This window comes from Methylobacterium sp. NMS14P, from assembly GCF_028583545.1.
Taxonomy (GTDB): Bacteria; Pseudomonadota; Alphaproteobacteria; order Rhizobiales; family Beijerinckiaceae; genus Methylobacterium.
In genome coordinates, this window is sequence record NZ_CP087106.1 from 3,065,362 (window position 1) to 3,079,245 (window position 13,884).

General features: G+C 71.0%; 18 protein-coding genes. 7 read left to right on the forward strand and 11 right to left on the reverse strand.

The features are described 5' to 3' along the window. Positions 1 to 3: 3 nt before the first annotated feature. The 6 genes from LOK46_RS14755 to LOK46_RS14780 all read right to left on the reverse strand — a co-directional run bounded on the left by LOK46_RS14755 (position 4) and on the right by LOK46_RS14780 (position 4,760). Positions 4 to 897, reverse strand: a complete 894-nt coding sequence (locus tag LOK46_RS14755) for an ABC transporter permease (protein ID WP_273564453.1) — start codon at positions 895 to 897, stop codon at positions 4 to 6. Next, complete coding sequence (locus tag LOK46_RS14760; protein WP_273564454.1) at positions 894 to 1,643, reverse strand: ABC transporter ATP-binding protein; 750 nt, start codon at positions 1,641 to 1,643, stop codon at positions 894 to 896. Before LOK46_RS14760 ends, LOK46_RS14755 begins: the two co-directional genes overlap by 4 nt. Beyond that, positions 1,640 to 1,882, reverse strand: coding sequence for a hypothetical protein (locus LOK46_RS14765; protein ID WP_273564455.1), 243 nt, complete (start codon positions 1,880 to 1,882; stop codon positions 1,640 to 1,642). The genes LOK46_RS14760 and LOK46_RS14765 overlap by 4 nt, the downstream gene beginning before the upstream one ends. Beyond that, positions 1,882 to 2,316: a hypothetical protein gene (locus tag LOK46_RS14770; protein ID WP_081636452.1), complete on the reverse strand. Its 435-nt coding sequence runs from the start codon at positions 2,314 to 2,316 to the stop codon at positions 1,882 to 1,884. Before LOK46_RS14770 ends, LOK46_RS14765 begins: the two co-directional genes overlap by 1 nt. A 67-nt stretch (positions 2,317 to 2,383) precedes the next feature. After that, positions 2,384 to 3,367 (reverse strand): YVTN family beta-propeller repeat protein, encoded by a 984-nt coding sequence (locus tag LOK46_RS14775; protein WP_273564456.1) that lies wholly within the window; start codon positions 3,365 to 3,367, stop codon positions 2,384 to 2,386. 121 nt (positions 3,368 to 3,488) lie between these two features. Beyond that, positions 3,489 to 4,760: an ABC transporter substrate-binding protein gene (locus LOK46_RS14780; protein WP_273564457.1), complete on the reverse strand. Its 1,272-nt coding sequence runs from the start codon at positions 4,758 to 4,760 to the stop codon at positions 3,489 to 3,491. 186 nt (positions 4,761 to 4,946) lie between these two features. Between LOK46_RS14780 and LOK46_RS14785 the strand changes: the two genes are divergently transcribed. Genes LOK46_RS14785 through LOK46_RS14815 form a run of 7 tightly spaced genes read left to right on the forward strand, consistent with a single transcriptional unit; the run spans position 4,947 to position 10,437 of the window. Further along, positions 4,947 to 5,474 carry a DUF3280 domain-containing protein gene (locus LOK46_RS14785; RefSeq protein ID WP_273564458.1) on the forward strand — a complete coding sequence of 176 codons (528 nt, stop codon included), beginning with the start codon at positions 4,947 to 4,949 and terminating at the stop codon, positions 5,472 to 5,474. A gap of 27 nt (positions 5,475 to 5,501) precedes the next feature. Next, positions 5,502 to 6,203: a (5-formylfuran-3-yl)methyl phosphate synthase gene (locus LOK46_RS14790; protein ID WP_273564459.1), complete on the forward strand. Its 702-nt coding sequence runs from the start codon at positions 5,502 to 5,504 to the stop codon at positions 6,201 to 6,203. Beyond that, entirely contained in the window at positions 6,200 to 6,775 is a 576-nt protein-coding gene (locus LOK46_RS14795; RefSeq protein ID WP_273564460.1) for an amino acid kinase family protein, read from the forward strand. The genes LOK46_RS14790 and LOK46_RS14795 overlap by 4 nt, the downstream gene beginning before the upstream one ends. Next, the gene (locus LOK46_RS14800; RefSeq protein ID WP_273564461.1) at positions 6,772 to 8,334 is read left to right on the forward strand and encodes a DUF6513 domain-containing protein; all 1,563 of its coding nucleotides are present in this window, start codon (positions 6,772 to 6,774) and stop codon (positions 8,332 to 8,334) included. Before LOK46_RS14795 ends, LOK46_RS14800 begins: the two co-directional genes overlap by 4 nt. A 4-nt stretch (positions 8,335 to 8,338) precedes the next feature. Next, the gene (locus LOK46_RS14805; protein ID WP_273564462.1) at positions 8,339 to 8,929 is read left to right on the forward strand and encodes a DUF447 domain-containing protein; all 591 of its coding nucleotides are present in this window, start codon (positions 8,339 to 8,341) and stop codon (positions 8,927 to 8,929) included. Positions 8,930 to 8,950: 21 nt separating this feature from the next. Beyond that, positions 8,951 to 9,484, forward strand: coding sequence for an SRPBCC family protein (locus LOK46_RS14810; protein WP_273564463.1), 534 nt, complete (start codon positions 8,951 to 8,953; stop codon positions 9,482 to 9,484). Continuing rightward, a complete protein-coding gene (locus LOK46_RS14815; RefSeq protein ID WP_273564464.1) occupies positions 9,481 to 10,437 on the forward strand; it encodes a YncE family protein in 957 nt (318 codons plus the stop codon). The genes LOK46_RS14810 and LOK46_RS14815 overlap by 4 nt, the downstream gene beginning before the upstream one ends. Before the next feature lie 3 nt (positions 10,438 to 10,440). Here LOK46_RS14815 and LOK46_RS14820 read toward each other — a convergent pair whose 3' ends face one another. From LOK46_RS14820 to LOK46_RS14840, 5 genes are all read right to left on the reverse strand, one after another. Next, positions 10,441 to 10,641, reverse strand: coding sequence for a hypothetical protein (locus tag LOK46_RS14820; RefSeq protein WP_020092076.1), 201 nt, complete (start codon positions 10,639 to 10,641; stop codon positions 10,441 to 10,443). A gap of 74 nt (positions 10,642 to 10,715) precedes the next feature. Further along, entirely contained in the window at positions 10,716 to 11,891 is a 1,176-nt protein-coding gene (locus LOK46_RS14825) for a poly(ethylene terephthalate) hydrolase family protein (protein WP_273564465.1), read from the reverse strand. A gap of 114 nt (positions 11,892 to 12,005) precedes the next feature. Further along, positions 12,006 to 12,224, reverse strand: coding sequence for a hypothetical protein (locus LOK46_RS14830; protein ID WP_273564466.1), 219 nt, complete (start codon positions 12,222 to 12,224; stop codon positions 12,006 to 12,008). 60 nt (positions 12,225 to 12,284) lie between these two features. Then, the gene (locus LOK46_RS14835) at positions 12,285 to 12,740 is read right to left on the reverse strand and encodes a response regulator (RefSeq protein ID WP_273564467.1); all 456 of its coding nucleotides are present in this window, start codon (positions 12,738 to 12,740) and stop codon (positions 12,285 to 12,287) included. A gap of 190 nt (positions 12,741 to 12,930) precedes the next feature. Further along, a complete protein-coding gene (locus LOK46_RS14840; protein WP_273564468.1) occupies positions 12,931 to 13,803 on the reverse strand; it encodes a dienelactone hydrolase family protein in 873 nt (290 codons plus the stop codon). Between the last annotated feature and the right edge of the window lie 81 nt (positions 13,804 to 13,884).

Consider the following 13,884-nt stretch of genomic DNA (forward strand, 5'->3'; position numbering starts at 1 on the left):
CCATCAGGTGTTGTCGCCGGCCGGGCCGCCGCGCCGGGCCATGATGCCGCGGCCCGGGTCGTAGGCGACCACCGCCATGCCGAAGAAGGCGAGCCCCACACCCACCACCACGGCGCAGGCGACCGGCTCGAACTGGAGGTAGAGGGCGTAGCGCACGAGCTGGACCGCGTGGCTGAACGGGTTCAGCTCGCAGATCCAGTACAGGGTCTCTGAGGATTCCCGGATGCGCCACAGGGGGTAGAGGGCCGACGAGGCGAAGAACATCGGGAAGATCACGAAGTTCATCACGCTGGCGAAGTTCTCGAGCTGGCGGACCAGCGAGGAGAGGAAAAGCCCGATCGCCCCGAGCATGAGGCCGGTCGCCAGGAAAGCCGGGAGGGCTGTCAGGTAGCCGAGCCACGGGATGTCGCTCTCCCAGAAATACGCCACGGCCAGGAACGCGTAGGCCTGCACGATCGAGACCGCCACGCCGGCGATGAGCTTGGCGAGCAGGAGCAGCCACCGCGGATAGGGCGAGGTGAGCAGCACCTTCATCGAGCCGACCTCGCGGTCGTAGACCATCGACAGCGACGACTGCATGCCGTTGAACAGCTGGATCATCACGGCGAGGCCCGGCACCACGTAGACCTCGTACAGCACGTAGGTCTGGTAGGGCGGCTCGATGGAGACGCCGAGCGTGTTGCGGAAGCCCGCCGCGAAGATGAACAGCCAGACCAGCGGCCTGACCAGCGCCGAGAAGAATCGCTCTTTCTGATTGAAGAAGCGCAGCAGCTCGCGGCGGACGATGCCGCCGAGGCAGATCAGGTAGCCGACCGCGTCGAGGCGGCCGATCCGCTCGGCCTGGCCGCGCGGCGGGGCGCCGCCGACCCGGGTGGCGAGGAGTGTCGGATTGGTCATGCAGCCGCCCTCCCCGGCTCGGCGACCAGGCGGCGGAACGCGTCGGCGAGGGCCTCGTCGGGCCGACCGATCCCGCCGGCCCGGCCTCGGGCGACGATCCGGCCCCGGTGGAGCACCACGGCGTCGTCGTCGTCCGCGATCTCCTCGAAGATGTGGGTCGCCCAGAGCACCGACAACCCCTCCTCCCGCACCAGGGCGCGGACGATCGCCACGATGTCGGCCCGGGATTCGAGATCGAGGCCGACAGTGGGCTCGTCGAGGAGCAGCAGGTCGGGGCGGTGGATCAGCGAGCGGGCGATCTCGATCCGGCGCGACTGGCCGCCCGAGAGCGTGCGCACCTTGTCGTGGCGCCGGTCCGCCAGACCGACGCGGTCGAGCAGTTCGCCGACGCGCGCCTTGGCGGCGGCGCGGGCGATGCCGTGCAGGCTCGCGTGATAGAGGAGGTTCTGCTCGACAGTGAGATCGGTGTCGAGGGTCCGGGCCTGGAACACGACGCCGAGCCGCGCCAGCGCCCGGGACGGTTCGCGATCGAGCGCGTGGCCGAAGATCGAGACCCGTCCGTTCTGGTTGTTGTAGAGCCGGGTGATGACCGAGAACAGCGTCGTCTTGCCGGCGCCGTTCGGTCCCAGAAGCGCGGCGAAGTGCCCGCGCTCCACCGTGATCGAGACGTCGTCCAGCGCGGCGCGGGCGCCGAACTTATGGCCGACATGCTCGATCAGGAGGGCCGCCGGCTCGGGCGCGCTCATCGGCCCAGCACCTTCCGGGCGTCGGCCACGGCGTCGAGGCACTCGTCGAACTCGCCCTCCTTCTCCTCCCGCTCGGCGACCCGCAGGGCCTTCCTGAGCTTCGGCACCGCCGTCTCGGGCGGGTTCAGGGCGAGCGCGTCGCGGATCATCGTGATGCCCTCGGCGCAGGACGAGGCGTCGTCGGCCGCGAGGGCCGGACCGGCGGCGAGCAGGCAGGCGGAGAGCAGGAGGATGCGCATCACTTCACCGTCAGCGTGCCGGTCATGCCCTTGGATTCCAGGCCGTGCACCGACCAAGTGTAGGTGCCGGGCTTGATCGCGACGAACTCGATGGCGATCTCGCCGGGATCGTCGAACTCGAGGTGATCGGGCGGCCCGCCGCCGTGGATCTCCTTGTGCTCGATCACGATCTGATTGAACCAGATGTAGCGGAAGAACTCCGGCGCGTAGAACTTGTATTCCTGGCGCCCCTTGGCGACGATCCGCAGCCGGTAGGCCTTGCCGGATTCCAGCGTGATGTCCTTGTTCTCGACGACGAAATCGTTGCCCTGATCGTCGCCCAGGACGAGGTCGGGCAAGTTCTCCCGCTTCTTGGTCAGGTCGAGGGCACTGGCCGGTGCCGCGGCGAGCAGCCCTGCCAGGCCGAGGGCCGCCGTTCGAAACATGCGCGTCATGTCGTGTTCCACCCTTGGGCCGCGTCGCGCGCGGCCGTCCTCGCTCGGCGCCCGGAGGTCGCGCGGATCAGTTCGGCGAGATCGCCACGCCCCAGGGCAGGAGCCCGACCGGGATGCTCTTCACCACCTTCTCGGCGGCCACGTCGATCACCGAGACGTCGTTGGAAGTGCCGTTCGTGGTGAACAGCTGCTTCTGGTCCGGCGTGAAGGCGAGCTGCCAGACGCGCTGGCCGACCGGCAGGTACTTCTCGACCTCGTAGGTCTTGGCGTCGATCACGGCGACGCGGTTCGCCGGGCCGAGGGCCACGAAGGCCTTGGATCCGTCCTTGGTGATCCGGATGCCCACCGGCTGGATCGCCTCGTCGTTCACGCTCGGGATCTTGAAGGTTATCTTCTTGATCACCCTCCGCTGGGCGACGTCGATCACGCTCACCGTGCCGCCGACCTCCGCCGACACCCACAGGAACTTGCCGTCGGCGGTGAACTCCGCGAAGCGCGGCCGGGCATCGACCAGCACGTTGTCGATGACCTGGAAGGTCTTCGTGTCGATGAAGTGGGCCATGTTGGTCGTCTCGGAGGTGTTGACCAGGATCTTCCCGTCCGGCGACAGGCCCATCCCCTCCGGCTCGACGCCCACCGGCACCTCGGCGAGCACCTTGTTCTTCTCGATGTCGATGATCGTGACTTGGCTGTCGTCCTCGTTCGCCACGTAGAGCGGGTTTCCGGAGGCGTCGAGGATGAACTGCTCCGGATCCGGCCCGGAGCGCAGCGAACGCACCACCTTGCCGCTGCTCGTGTCGAGCACGTCGATCCGGTCGTCGTCGCTCGCGCAGACGAACAGCTCCTTGCCGTCCTTCGAGACGGTCACCCCACGCGGGCGCCGCCCGACCTTCCACGTCGCCGTCACGGCCATCGTGCTGGTGTCGATGACGCTGACCGAGTTGCCCTTCTCGTTCGTGACATAGGCGGTGAAGGCGGCGGCCGGCCCGCACAGGGCGAACCACGCACCGAGGGCGACCCCACTCAGACATGCCTCGACGCGGCGGCTCATACGGTTTCCTTCCCTTGCGAGGGCCCGGCGTCCTGGACGGACGTTCTCGGGAGACGTTTGTAGTGCGATTCCCGCGCGTTGCGAGGGCCTTGGCCGCTCGCCATCGCCGCAGGCCACGGGTTTACTTGAACTTGCAGGTGGTCTCCGGGAGGTCGACGCCCAGCGTGTCGAGGGGCGTGCGCTGATGCAGGAACCCCTGCTCGGGCGCGACGGAGACCAGCGCCTTGGGCTGCACCACGATGATCGCCTGGCGGAGCTGGTGGTCCCAGGGCCGGAAGCTCAGGGGCACGCCCTTGTAGGCCGGCAGCGTGAAGGCGGGCTCGACGAGGTACGGGGCGATCACGGCCGAGTCGTTGGTCTTCTTGGCCGTCACGGCCTCGCCCACCGTCCGCACCGCCGCCCAGACCTGGTAGTCCAGCGGGCGCATCAGCCGCGAGGCGAGCCGCCGGAACCGGTTCTGGGCCTGCGCGGCGCCCCAGGTCTCCAGCACGGGGGACCAAGTCGTCGGCGTCAGCGCCTGCGTGCCGCCGACGGGCCGCGGATCGACGGTGCGGTAGGGAACGTAGTCGCCCCAGTCACCCTCCTCGTCGGCCACGATGGCCATGTCGTAGTCGAGGCCTCGGGTGAAGACCATCGCCTCCGCCCGGGTCGGCGTGTCACCGCGCGCCTTGGCAAGCGGCCCGAAGGTCCAGGGCTTCTCGGCGGTGATCTTCAGCGCGAACTTCCGCGCCGAGTTGCGCATCGCGTCGGCGTACGATTTGTCGGCGTCGGTCGGGCCGACGATCAGGAAGAGCTTCCGCCAGCGCATCACCGTGAGGTACTGCGCCAGGGCGTCCGTCAGCATCGCCCGCGACGGCAGGATATGGAACACGTTGGCGCGGCACTCGGCGCCGCGCAGGCGGTCGTCGGGCGCTCCCGCGTTGAGGACGACCGCGCCCGTGTCCTTGACGGCGTCGGCCACTGCCAGGACGGCGTCAGCGGGGAGCGCCAGGACCAGGTAGCGCACGCCCTGGCCGATCAGATCCTTGGCGGCCGCCACGGCGTCCGGCTTGTCGTCGGTCAGGGCGACCTCGTCGAGGACGTAGGTCTGCTTGGTGAAGCGGCCGGTGGTGTTGTTGTCGGCGATGCCCATCTTGGCGCCGGCCAGGCCCTCGTCTTCCGGCGCCGCCTCGGCATCGTACGAGGAGGGGGCTGGCTGCGGCCGGTAGATCAGGCCGATATGGGTCTCGAGCGCCTGCGGGGCGGCGGGCTGGGCCGGCTGCGCCGCCGCGGCCGGCGCCGGGTCCTCCGCCCGCGCCGCCGCCGGGGCGAGGGCGAGGGCGACGGCGGCCGCGCGCAGCCAGGACGGGCGCGTCTTGCGTCGGCAGGCCATGTCGGGTGCAGGATCGTGCATGTGGGCGGCCTCTACCAGCTTCCGCTCGGGCCGCTCAACCGCGGCGTGTCGTCCCGACGTTCACGTTACCGTCGTGGGATAGGCGGGCGCGGAAGTACATTGCCAAATTGTCCCTTCGCCCGACCTATGGCGGGAACGATGCCGCCGCCTCGGGCGGTCGAACGCCTCGAGAGGAAGCTCCCGCCGATGCGCCACACGTCTCTTCGCGCCGCGCTCGCCTGCAGCGTCGTCGCCCTGTGGGCCGCCCTGCCCGGCGCGGCGAGCGCCGGCGAGAAGGCCGCCGTGTTCCCGGTCGAACTGTTCGATCCCGGCGCTTCTTACGGAACCCGGACACGGCCGGTGGACGCCCGGAAACTCACCCTCGTCACCGATGAGCTGCGCAACGCCCTGCGCGACAAGGCCGGGCTGGAGATCGTCGACACCGCGCCCAAGGCCGACGTCGTGGCCAAGGAGGGTCCGCTCTACAAATGCAACGGGTGCGCGGCGGACATCGCCAAGAGCCTGGGTGCGGACCTCGTCGTGACCGGTTATGTGGAGAAGGGGTCCGGTCAGATCTTCAACCTGAGCGTCTCGATCGCCGAGGCCGATACCGGCAAGGTGGTGCGCGGCGGGCAGGTGACGATCCGGGCCGACACCGACGATACCTGGGCGCACGCGATGCGTTGGGTGGTGAAGAACCGCCTGCTCGCCGAGCCGCTGCCCGGGAAGTCGTGAGACCGCCCGTTCAAGTCCGAGTGTTTCGTGCCCGCGTCCCCCATTCCGCAACACCCCGTGCCCCGGCTCCTCGTCAGCGTCCGCGACCCGGCCGAGGCCGAGGCCGCCCGCCTCGCGGGCGCCGACCTGATCGACGCCAAGGATCCGGAGCGCGGGGCGCTCGGCGCCCTGGATGAGGACGTCGTCCGGGAGATCGTCGCCCGCGTGTCCGGCGGTGCCGCGACGAGCGCGGTGGCCGATCCGGCGGCCGAGTCCGTCGCCGCCCTGGCGCGGACCGGCGTCGACTGGGTGAAGGTCGGCCTCGCTCCGGCCGAGCTCCGGGACGGGGCGGCCCTGGCGGAGCGCGTCGCGGCGGCGCCGGGCCGGCTCATCGCCGTGCTGTTCGCCGAGCACGGGCCGGCGGCCCCGCACGTGCCCGCCCTGGCAGCGGCCGGCTTCGCCGGCGCCATGATCGACACCGCCGGGAAGATCGGCGCCCGCCTGCCGGACCTCGCCGCGCCCTCCGATCTCTCGGCCTTCACCGCCGCCTGCCGGGCTCACGGCCTGATGAGCGGCCTCGCCGGGTCGCTGCGGGTCATCGACATTCCGGGGCTCTGCGCGCACCGGCCGGACTACCTCGGTTTTCGCGGCGGCCTGTGCCGGGATTTCGACCGGCGCAACGGCATCGACCCCCTGCGCGTGGCCGAGGCGCTGCGCGCCCTGCGGCCGAGCCGGCAGGACGCGGCGTGACCACCGTCATCAAGATCGGCGGCAGCCTCGAGGCGGATCCGCATCGCCGCCGCGCGCTGCTGGAGGCGATCGGCGACGGCGCGCACGGTCGCTGCCTCGTGGTGCCGGGCGGCGGCGCCTTCGCGGACGCTGTCCGGGCCGCGCAGGCGCGGGAGCGCTTCGGCGACGCCGAGGCCCATCGCCGAGCGCTCGACGCCATGAGCGACGCGGCCGGCATCTTCCGCGGGATCGAGCCGCGGCTGGTGCAGAGCCTGGAGCCCTGGGCGGAGACCGCGCCCGCGCGGATCCGGGTATGGAACCCGCGCGCCCTCCGGGCCGGCCACCCGGACATCCCCGAGACGTGGGACGTCACCTCGGACAGCCTCGCCGTCTGGCTCGCCGCGCGGGTTCGGGCGGAGCGCTGCGTCCTGGTGAAATCCGTCGACGCGCCGCAGGGCCTGGATCCCGCCGCGCTGGCGCGGGACGGGATCGTGGACGCGGCCTTCCCGGGCTTCGCGGCCGGTTTCGAGGAGCCGATCGAGATCTGGGGACCGCGCCGCCGCGTCGCGGTCGAGACGAGGGCCGCCGCGTGAGCACCGCCGAGCACACCGTCTTCGTCACCGGTCGTCTCGCCCGGGCGCGGCTCGAGAAGGTCGCGGCGGGGCTCCCGCAGACCCTGCACTGGAGCATCGCGGATGCGGGGGTGAAGGTCGCGGCGCTGATGACCGAGGAGATCATCCGCCGACGCGTCGTCCTGCCCGAGGGCGCGACGCGGGTCATCCTGCCGGGCCGGTGCCGGGCCAATCCCGAGCATCTCGCGGCGCATTTCGGCGTTCCCGTGGAGCGCGGACCCGACGAGGTGGTCGACCTGCCGGCATGGCTCGGCCTGACCGCCCGCAAGGTCGACCTGTCCCGGCACGACCTCCGGATCTTCTCGGAGATCGTGGACGCGTCGAAGATGAGCGTCGATCAGATCCTCGCGAAGGGGCTCGATCTCGCCGGGCGCGGCGCGGACGTCATCGATCTCGGCGGCCTGCCCGATACCCCGTTCCCGCATCTCGAAGAGTCCGTGCGGGCGCTGAAGGGCGCCGGCCTGAAGGTCAGCGTCGATTCCTTCTCCCGCGAGGAGCTGGTCCGGGGCGCCGGTGCCGGCGCCGACTTCCTGCTGAGCCTGAACGAGGAGACCCTCGATCTCGCCTTCGCGACCGACGCGGTGCCGATCCTCGTGCCGATGCGGCCGGACGACCTGCCCTCCCTCGATCGGGCGATCGAGCGCATGCTCAAGGCGGGGCGGCCGTTCCTGGCCGACCCGATCCTCGAGCCGATCCACCACGGCTTCGTCGACTCGATCGCGCGCTACCGCGACACCCGTGCCCGCTGGCCTGAGATCGACATGATGATGGGCACCGGCAATCTGACCGAGCTGACCGAGGCCGATTCCCTCGGCGTGACCGCGCTGCTCGTCGGCATGTGCTCGGAACTGTCGATCCGCAACGCGCTGATCGTGCAGGTCTCCAACCACACCCGCCGCACCGTCGAGGAGCACGACGCCGCCCGGCGGGTCATGTACGCGGCCAAGGCCGACTCGGCGCTGCCGAAGGGCTATGGCCGGGCGCTGCTCGCCCTGCACGACAAGCGCCCCTTCGTGCAGACCGCCGACGAGATCGCCCAGGCCGCCGCCGAGGTGCGCGACCCGAATTACCGGATCGTGATCGCCGAGGACGGGATCCACCTCTACAACCGCGACATCCACAGGGTCGGCACCGACGCGATGGCCTTCTTCCCCGACCTCGACGTGGCCAGCGACGGCGCCCACGCCTTCTATCTCGGCGCCGAACTCGCCAAGGCGGAGACGGCGTGGCGGCTCGGCAAGCGCTACGTCCAGGACGAAGCGCTCGACTGGGGCTGCGCGGCCGACGCCGACGTCGAGGATGCCACCGCCTTCAAGAAGGCGGGCCACACCCGCCATTCCGGACCCGACGCGCCGCCGCCCGGGACCCGCGACGCCCGTCTTGCCGGGCCCGAGGCCGGCGCGAGCCCGCCCGAGACGGTCCTGGACGCCGAGGCCCGCGCCGCCGTCGCACCCGAGCGCCCGCAGGACCCGCCGGCGAAGCTGGTCTGCGGGCGTCTCGTCCCCGCCGACAAGGCGTGAGCCGATGCCGCTGATCCTCGAGACCATCGTCACGACCCTGTCCCCGGCGGGCGAACTGCACCTCGTCCCGTTCGGGCTGATCGGCGAGGATGAGGGCTACGTCCTCGCGCCGTTCCGGCCGTCGCCGACGATCGTCAACCTTGAGGCCAATCCCTGCTTCGCGGCCTCGAGCCCGCGCGACATCCGGGTGATCGCCGGCGCGGTGACGGGCCGGCGCGAGTGGCCGACGCTGCCGTGCGCAGCGATCGAGGGCCGCCGCCTCGCCGACAGTTTCGGCCACGCGGAGTTCGCGGTCGCCTCCGTCGAGGCCCACGAGAGCCGGCCGCGCTTCCGCGGCCGGATGGTCCACAGCGCCGCGCACGCGCCGTTCATCGGCTTCAACCGCGCGCAGGCGGCGGTCCTCGAGGCCGCCATTCTTTCGACCCGGCTCCACATGCTCGAGCCCGAGAAGGTGTTGACGGAGATGGCCTACCTCGCCATCGCCATCGGCAAGACCGCCGGACCGCGCGAGCGCGAGGCCTGGGGTTGGATCGAGGACAAGGTCGCGGTGGCGCTCGGCCCCGAGGCGCGCGTCCTGGATCGCGACGACCGCTGAGGGCGGGAGGAGAAGGACAAGATGAAGAAAATCACCCTGGCCCTGGCGGCCACGGCGGCCCTGGTGGCGGCGACCGCGCAGGCCCACGGCCCGACCCGGCGCAAGATCACCGAGTCGATCGAGATCAATGCCCCCGCCGACAAGGTCTGGGCCGTGGTCGGCGACCTGAAGAATGCCGACTGGATGCAGAACGTGACCAAGACCGAGCTGACGGGCGATCCGGCCGGCAAGTTCAAGCGCCTGCTGACGCTCAAGAACGGCAATCAGATCTCCGAGACCAGCAACAAGTACAAGCCGGAGGACAAGCTGTTCTCCTACTATATTGACAAGGTCGACGTGAAGGATCTTCCGGCGAACGACTATTCAGCGACGATCACGGTCGAGCCCGAGGGCAACGCCAAGTCGAAGGTCGAGTGGAAGGCCGCCTTCTATCGCGGCTACATGAACAACGATCCGCCGCCGGATCTGAACGACGAGGCCTCCGAGAAGGGCGTCGGCGACTGGATCAAGGCGAGCCTCGCCAACCTGAAGGCCAAGGTCGAGAAGGGCTCTTGAACCCGGCTCGGGGCCGCGCGGCCCTCGCCGCCGGCCTCGTCCTCGTGGCCACCGCCTCCCGCGCCGAACCGGCCCGGGAGGCCATCGTCACAGCCCAGCTCGGCGGCGCGGTCGAGATCGTCGATCTGGCCGCCGGGAAGGTGGTGCGCCGCATCCCCGTCGACGGGGCCCCGGCCGGGATCGCCCTGTCGCCCGATCGCCGGCGCGCCTACGTCACGCGCCCGGAGGGGCACGGTCTCGCCATCCTCGACCTCGACGCCGGCACGGTCCTGTCCGAGGTGCCGCTGCCCGGGGGCCCCCTCGGCGTCGCGGCCGACCCGCGCGGCGGCACGATCTACGTGGCCGACTGGTACGGGAACCGCCTGTTCGTGCTGACCGAGCGCGACGGCACCCTGGTGCCGGACGGCGAGATCGCGGTGGGCGCCTCGCCCTCGGGCATCGCCGTCAGTCCCGACGGGGCGACGCTCTACGTCGCCAACCGCGAGGCCGACACCGTCTCGGTCGTGGACGCCGCGAGCCGGCGGGAGACCAAGGTCATCCCGGTGGGGCAGCACCCGTTCGGCATCACGCTCGATGCCGCGGCGGGGCGCGCCTACACGGCCAACGTGACCGGCGACGACGTCTCGGTCCTGGACCTCGAGACGGCGCGCGAGATCGGCCGCATCCCGACCGGCCGCCGGCCCTACGTCATCGCCCTCGCCGGGGGGCGCGGCTTCGTCACGGACCAGTATGCCGGCAGCGTCACGGCGTTCGACCTCGCCACGCTCAAGCCGATCGCCGACGTCGATGTCGGCGATCACCCAGAAGGGATCGCCGCGGATCCCGACGGACGCCTCTACGTCGCCAACTGGGGCGACAACACGCTGAGCGTCCTCGACTCGAGGACGCTCAAGGTGCTGGCGACCATCCCGACGGGTAACGGCCCGCGCTCGTTCGGCGCGTTCCTGCGCTGAGCGTCAGCCCGGTCGGCGCTGGGGCGCCCGCCGGTAGGCTGCCCGGGCCATCAGGAGCGCGCCGCCGACCTGCAGGAAGCCGGTCTCGCCGAGATCCGAGGGGGCGATATGCGCCTGGATCAGTAGCCGTGTCAGCGCGTTCAGCGCGAGCAACGTCAGGCAGAAGGCCGCGGCGGCGAGCAGGCTGGCGACGAACTCGGGCATGATCTCCCTCCCGTGTCGAACGGGGAGAGATTAGCAAGCCTCGCGCCAAGGCCAAGCTGGCGAGATCGCCGACCTCAGCGCTTGCGGCCGGCAGGTGCGGGCGCCGGCGTCCCGGCCTGCGCGGCCGGCGTGGGCCGCGGCGTCTCGACCGCGAGCCGCTTCACCGGCCAGCCGTCGCTCCAGCGCTCCATGTCGGCGAGGCGCGGGTTGTTCTTCAGCGCCGTCGCGTCGGACCCGGCGAAGGCCGCGGCGGCGGCGAGGTCGAAGGTCTTCCAGAAGCCGAGATAGTCCAGGGCATCGACCCGGGCGAGATTGATCTGCGAGACCAGGGTCTGCTGCTCACCGCTCAGCGCCATGTCGGCGGACCAGCGGAACGGCGGCGGCTTCGCGGCGTCCTTGGGCGCGTCCTTGGGTTCAGGACCCGGCTTGATGGCGCCGCCGTCGTAGGCCGTGTCCAACCCCGCCGGGGCCGCCAGGGTCGCCGTCAGGGCCGGGAAGCCGTGGTCGTCCGAGAGGGCCCGCACGAAGAGCTTGCGCTCCAGCGGCACGGCGCTCGCCTCGCGCAGGAGGCGCTTGGCCGCGAGATCGGCCGCCCGGGTATCCTTGTCGCCGACCATGGTCACGATCAACGTGGCGGGATCGATCGCCGACAGGTCGGTGAGGGCGATGCCGCGGGATTTCGGGCCGCTGGCGATGCCGCCGGGCGTGACCCCGAAGATCAGCTTCGGCACCGGCAGGCCCTGCGCCCTGGCGGCGGCCGCGAGATCCATGGCGAGCGGCGCCCCGGCCAGGTGGCCGATCATCGCGACGCGGGCGAGGTCGGGCTTCGCCTCGCCGTCCGTCGCGATCTCGGCGAGGGCCGCCTTGACCAGGGACTCGGCGATGGCGGGCGCGTCGGCCGGCCGGGTCCGGTTCACCTCCTGGAATCGGGGGTAGAGGACGAGCCAGCCCTGGCGGGCGAGGTGATCGATCCAGCCGCCGTAGCTCTGCGGATTGACCGCACCCCACCCGTGCAGAAAGATCGCGACCGGTCGTCCCGCCTCGGGTGCCGCGCCCGCGGCGTAGAACGCGTAGGTCGAGGCCGTGCCGCGTCCGAGAAGCCGCTTGGTCACCGCCGCCTTGCGGTCACCGACACCGCCCGCGCCGTCGGCGGGCTGGGCCGGCGGCGTCGCCGCCTGAACGGACGCGAGACCGGCCAGGGTCATGATCGCGGCGGCGGTGAGCGAACCGCGAAGTACTGTGAGACGCATCCGGGACTCGACTGAGAGACGCACAGCGTCGGCAGGTCAGAATGCGCTGAATAGCAGATTCTCTCGTCTTGGCGACCCGCCGGCCCAGTCTCCCGTCAAGCTCGACGGAGAAATCTAGGCGTGGCTGCAACCCGCGGGACCCGGACGGTCGAGCCGCCGCGCCAGGGCCGCCAACTCCGCCGGCACGTCGCGATCCGCGTCGCCGTAGACAATGAGCAGACCCTCACGGACGGTGTCGAGAACGGCGGATTCCACCGTATCGCGCGCGCCGGGCCGGCGGAGAGAATCGGCATAGTTGGCTGAGACAATCTTCATGGCGGCGTCGTGGATCAATTGTACTGCGCAAGTCCGGGCGCGGCGCGCTCCGGAGTGGCGTACAACTGTGGGACCGCGTCAGGTTTCCAACCCGGACGGGATTATTTTGCCGCCCGGTCCGATAACGGACGGTCCCGAGCCGGTGGATGGCCTCCCCGCGGCCTGCTCCACCCAGGCGAGGATGTCCTCGGCGCGCCAGGGCTTCGGGATGAAGGTGGCGGAGACGCGCAGGTCACTCGGCTGGTCGCCCGCGTCGCCCGAGGTCAGCAGGACCCGCACGCGCGGCCAAGTCACGCCGATGATCCGCGCGAGCTCGAACCCGCCGATCGGGCCGGGCGTCCGGACGTCCGAGAAGACGACGCTGACTTCGTCCCCGCGATCGTTGAGAATCGCCAGGGCGCGATCGGCGGTCTCGGCCTCGATCACCGTGAAGCCGGTATCCTCCAGCAGCGTGGCCGCGAGGAAGCGCTCGTCGGGCTGGTCCTCCACGACGAGGATCACGGGCTTCTGGCCAGGCTGTACCGAATCGCTCATGGACCAGGACACTCTACAGGGGCTGAACGACGGTCGCTTCGATCGGTTCAACGCCCGAGCGCCGCGAAGGGCCAGACCCGCGCGGGCACAGATCCTCCTTGGATCCTTGCACGATTGTGAAGTTGTGGCCGTGTCTTGGGTAACACAGCCACCCCGGAACGCGCCCGATCGGGCGTCCTGCCTCGTCTATTCAGCCGACACCGTGCGATTTCAGGAAGGCCAGCGCGCGCTTCCAGCCATCCTCCGCGGCCTCGCGGCGGTAGCTCGGGCGGTAATCCGCGTGGAAGCCGTGCGGCGCCTCCGGGTAAATCACGAGCTCGACGCTCTTGCCCGCCGCCTTCGCGCGGTCCCGCGCCTCCTCGACCGCCGCGACGGGAATCCCCGCATCGGCCTCGCCGTAGAGCGCGAGGAGCGGCGCGTGGATCTCGGCCGCCACGTCGCCGGCGGTGCGCGGCTGGATGTCGGTCCGCTCGCCGCCGATCGGTCCGTACCAAGCCACGGCCGCCTTCAGGTCGCGACGATGCGCCGCGTAGAGCCACGCGTCGCGCCCGCCGCGGCACCAGCCCATGACGCCCAGGCGGTTCGGGTCGCCCTTCGCCGCGGAGGCCGCCCATACCACCGTCGCGTCGAGATCGCCGATCCACTGCGCGTCCGGCGTCTTCGCGATGACGTCCCGGATGATCTGCTTGGGATCCGACATGGTCGAGAGATCGCCCTGGCGGGCGTAGAGCTCGGGCGCCACCGCGCAGTAGCCGGCCTTCGCGAGCCGGCGACAGATGTCCTTGATGTACTCGTGAACGCCGAAGATCTCCTCGACCACCAGGACGATCGGGAACGGGCCCGCGCCCTCGGGAACCGCCCGGTAGGCCGGCATAGGGCCGTCCGCGGCCGGGATCTTCACCTCGCCGGCCTCGATGCCCGCACTGTTCGTGTGGATCACCTGCGCCTCGACGCGGGTGGTCGCGAGCGTCAGGCCGCTCATCAGGCTGGTCATCACGAAGCCCCGCCGCGACAGGGGCGGCGTGATCAGCCCGTCGAGTCCGGCCCGGTCGTGATCCGCCATGGTGCTCTCTCCCTCGTTCCGAGGATGAGGGCTATCCGCGCGCGACGGTCCGGGTCAAATCGCCCGCCGTCGACGGGGCCC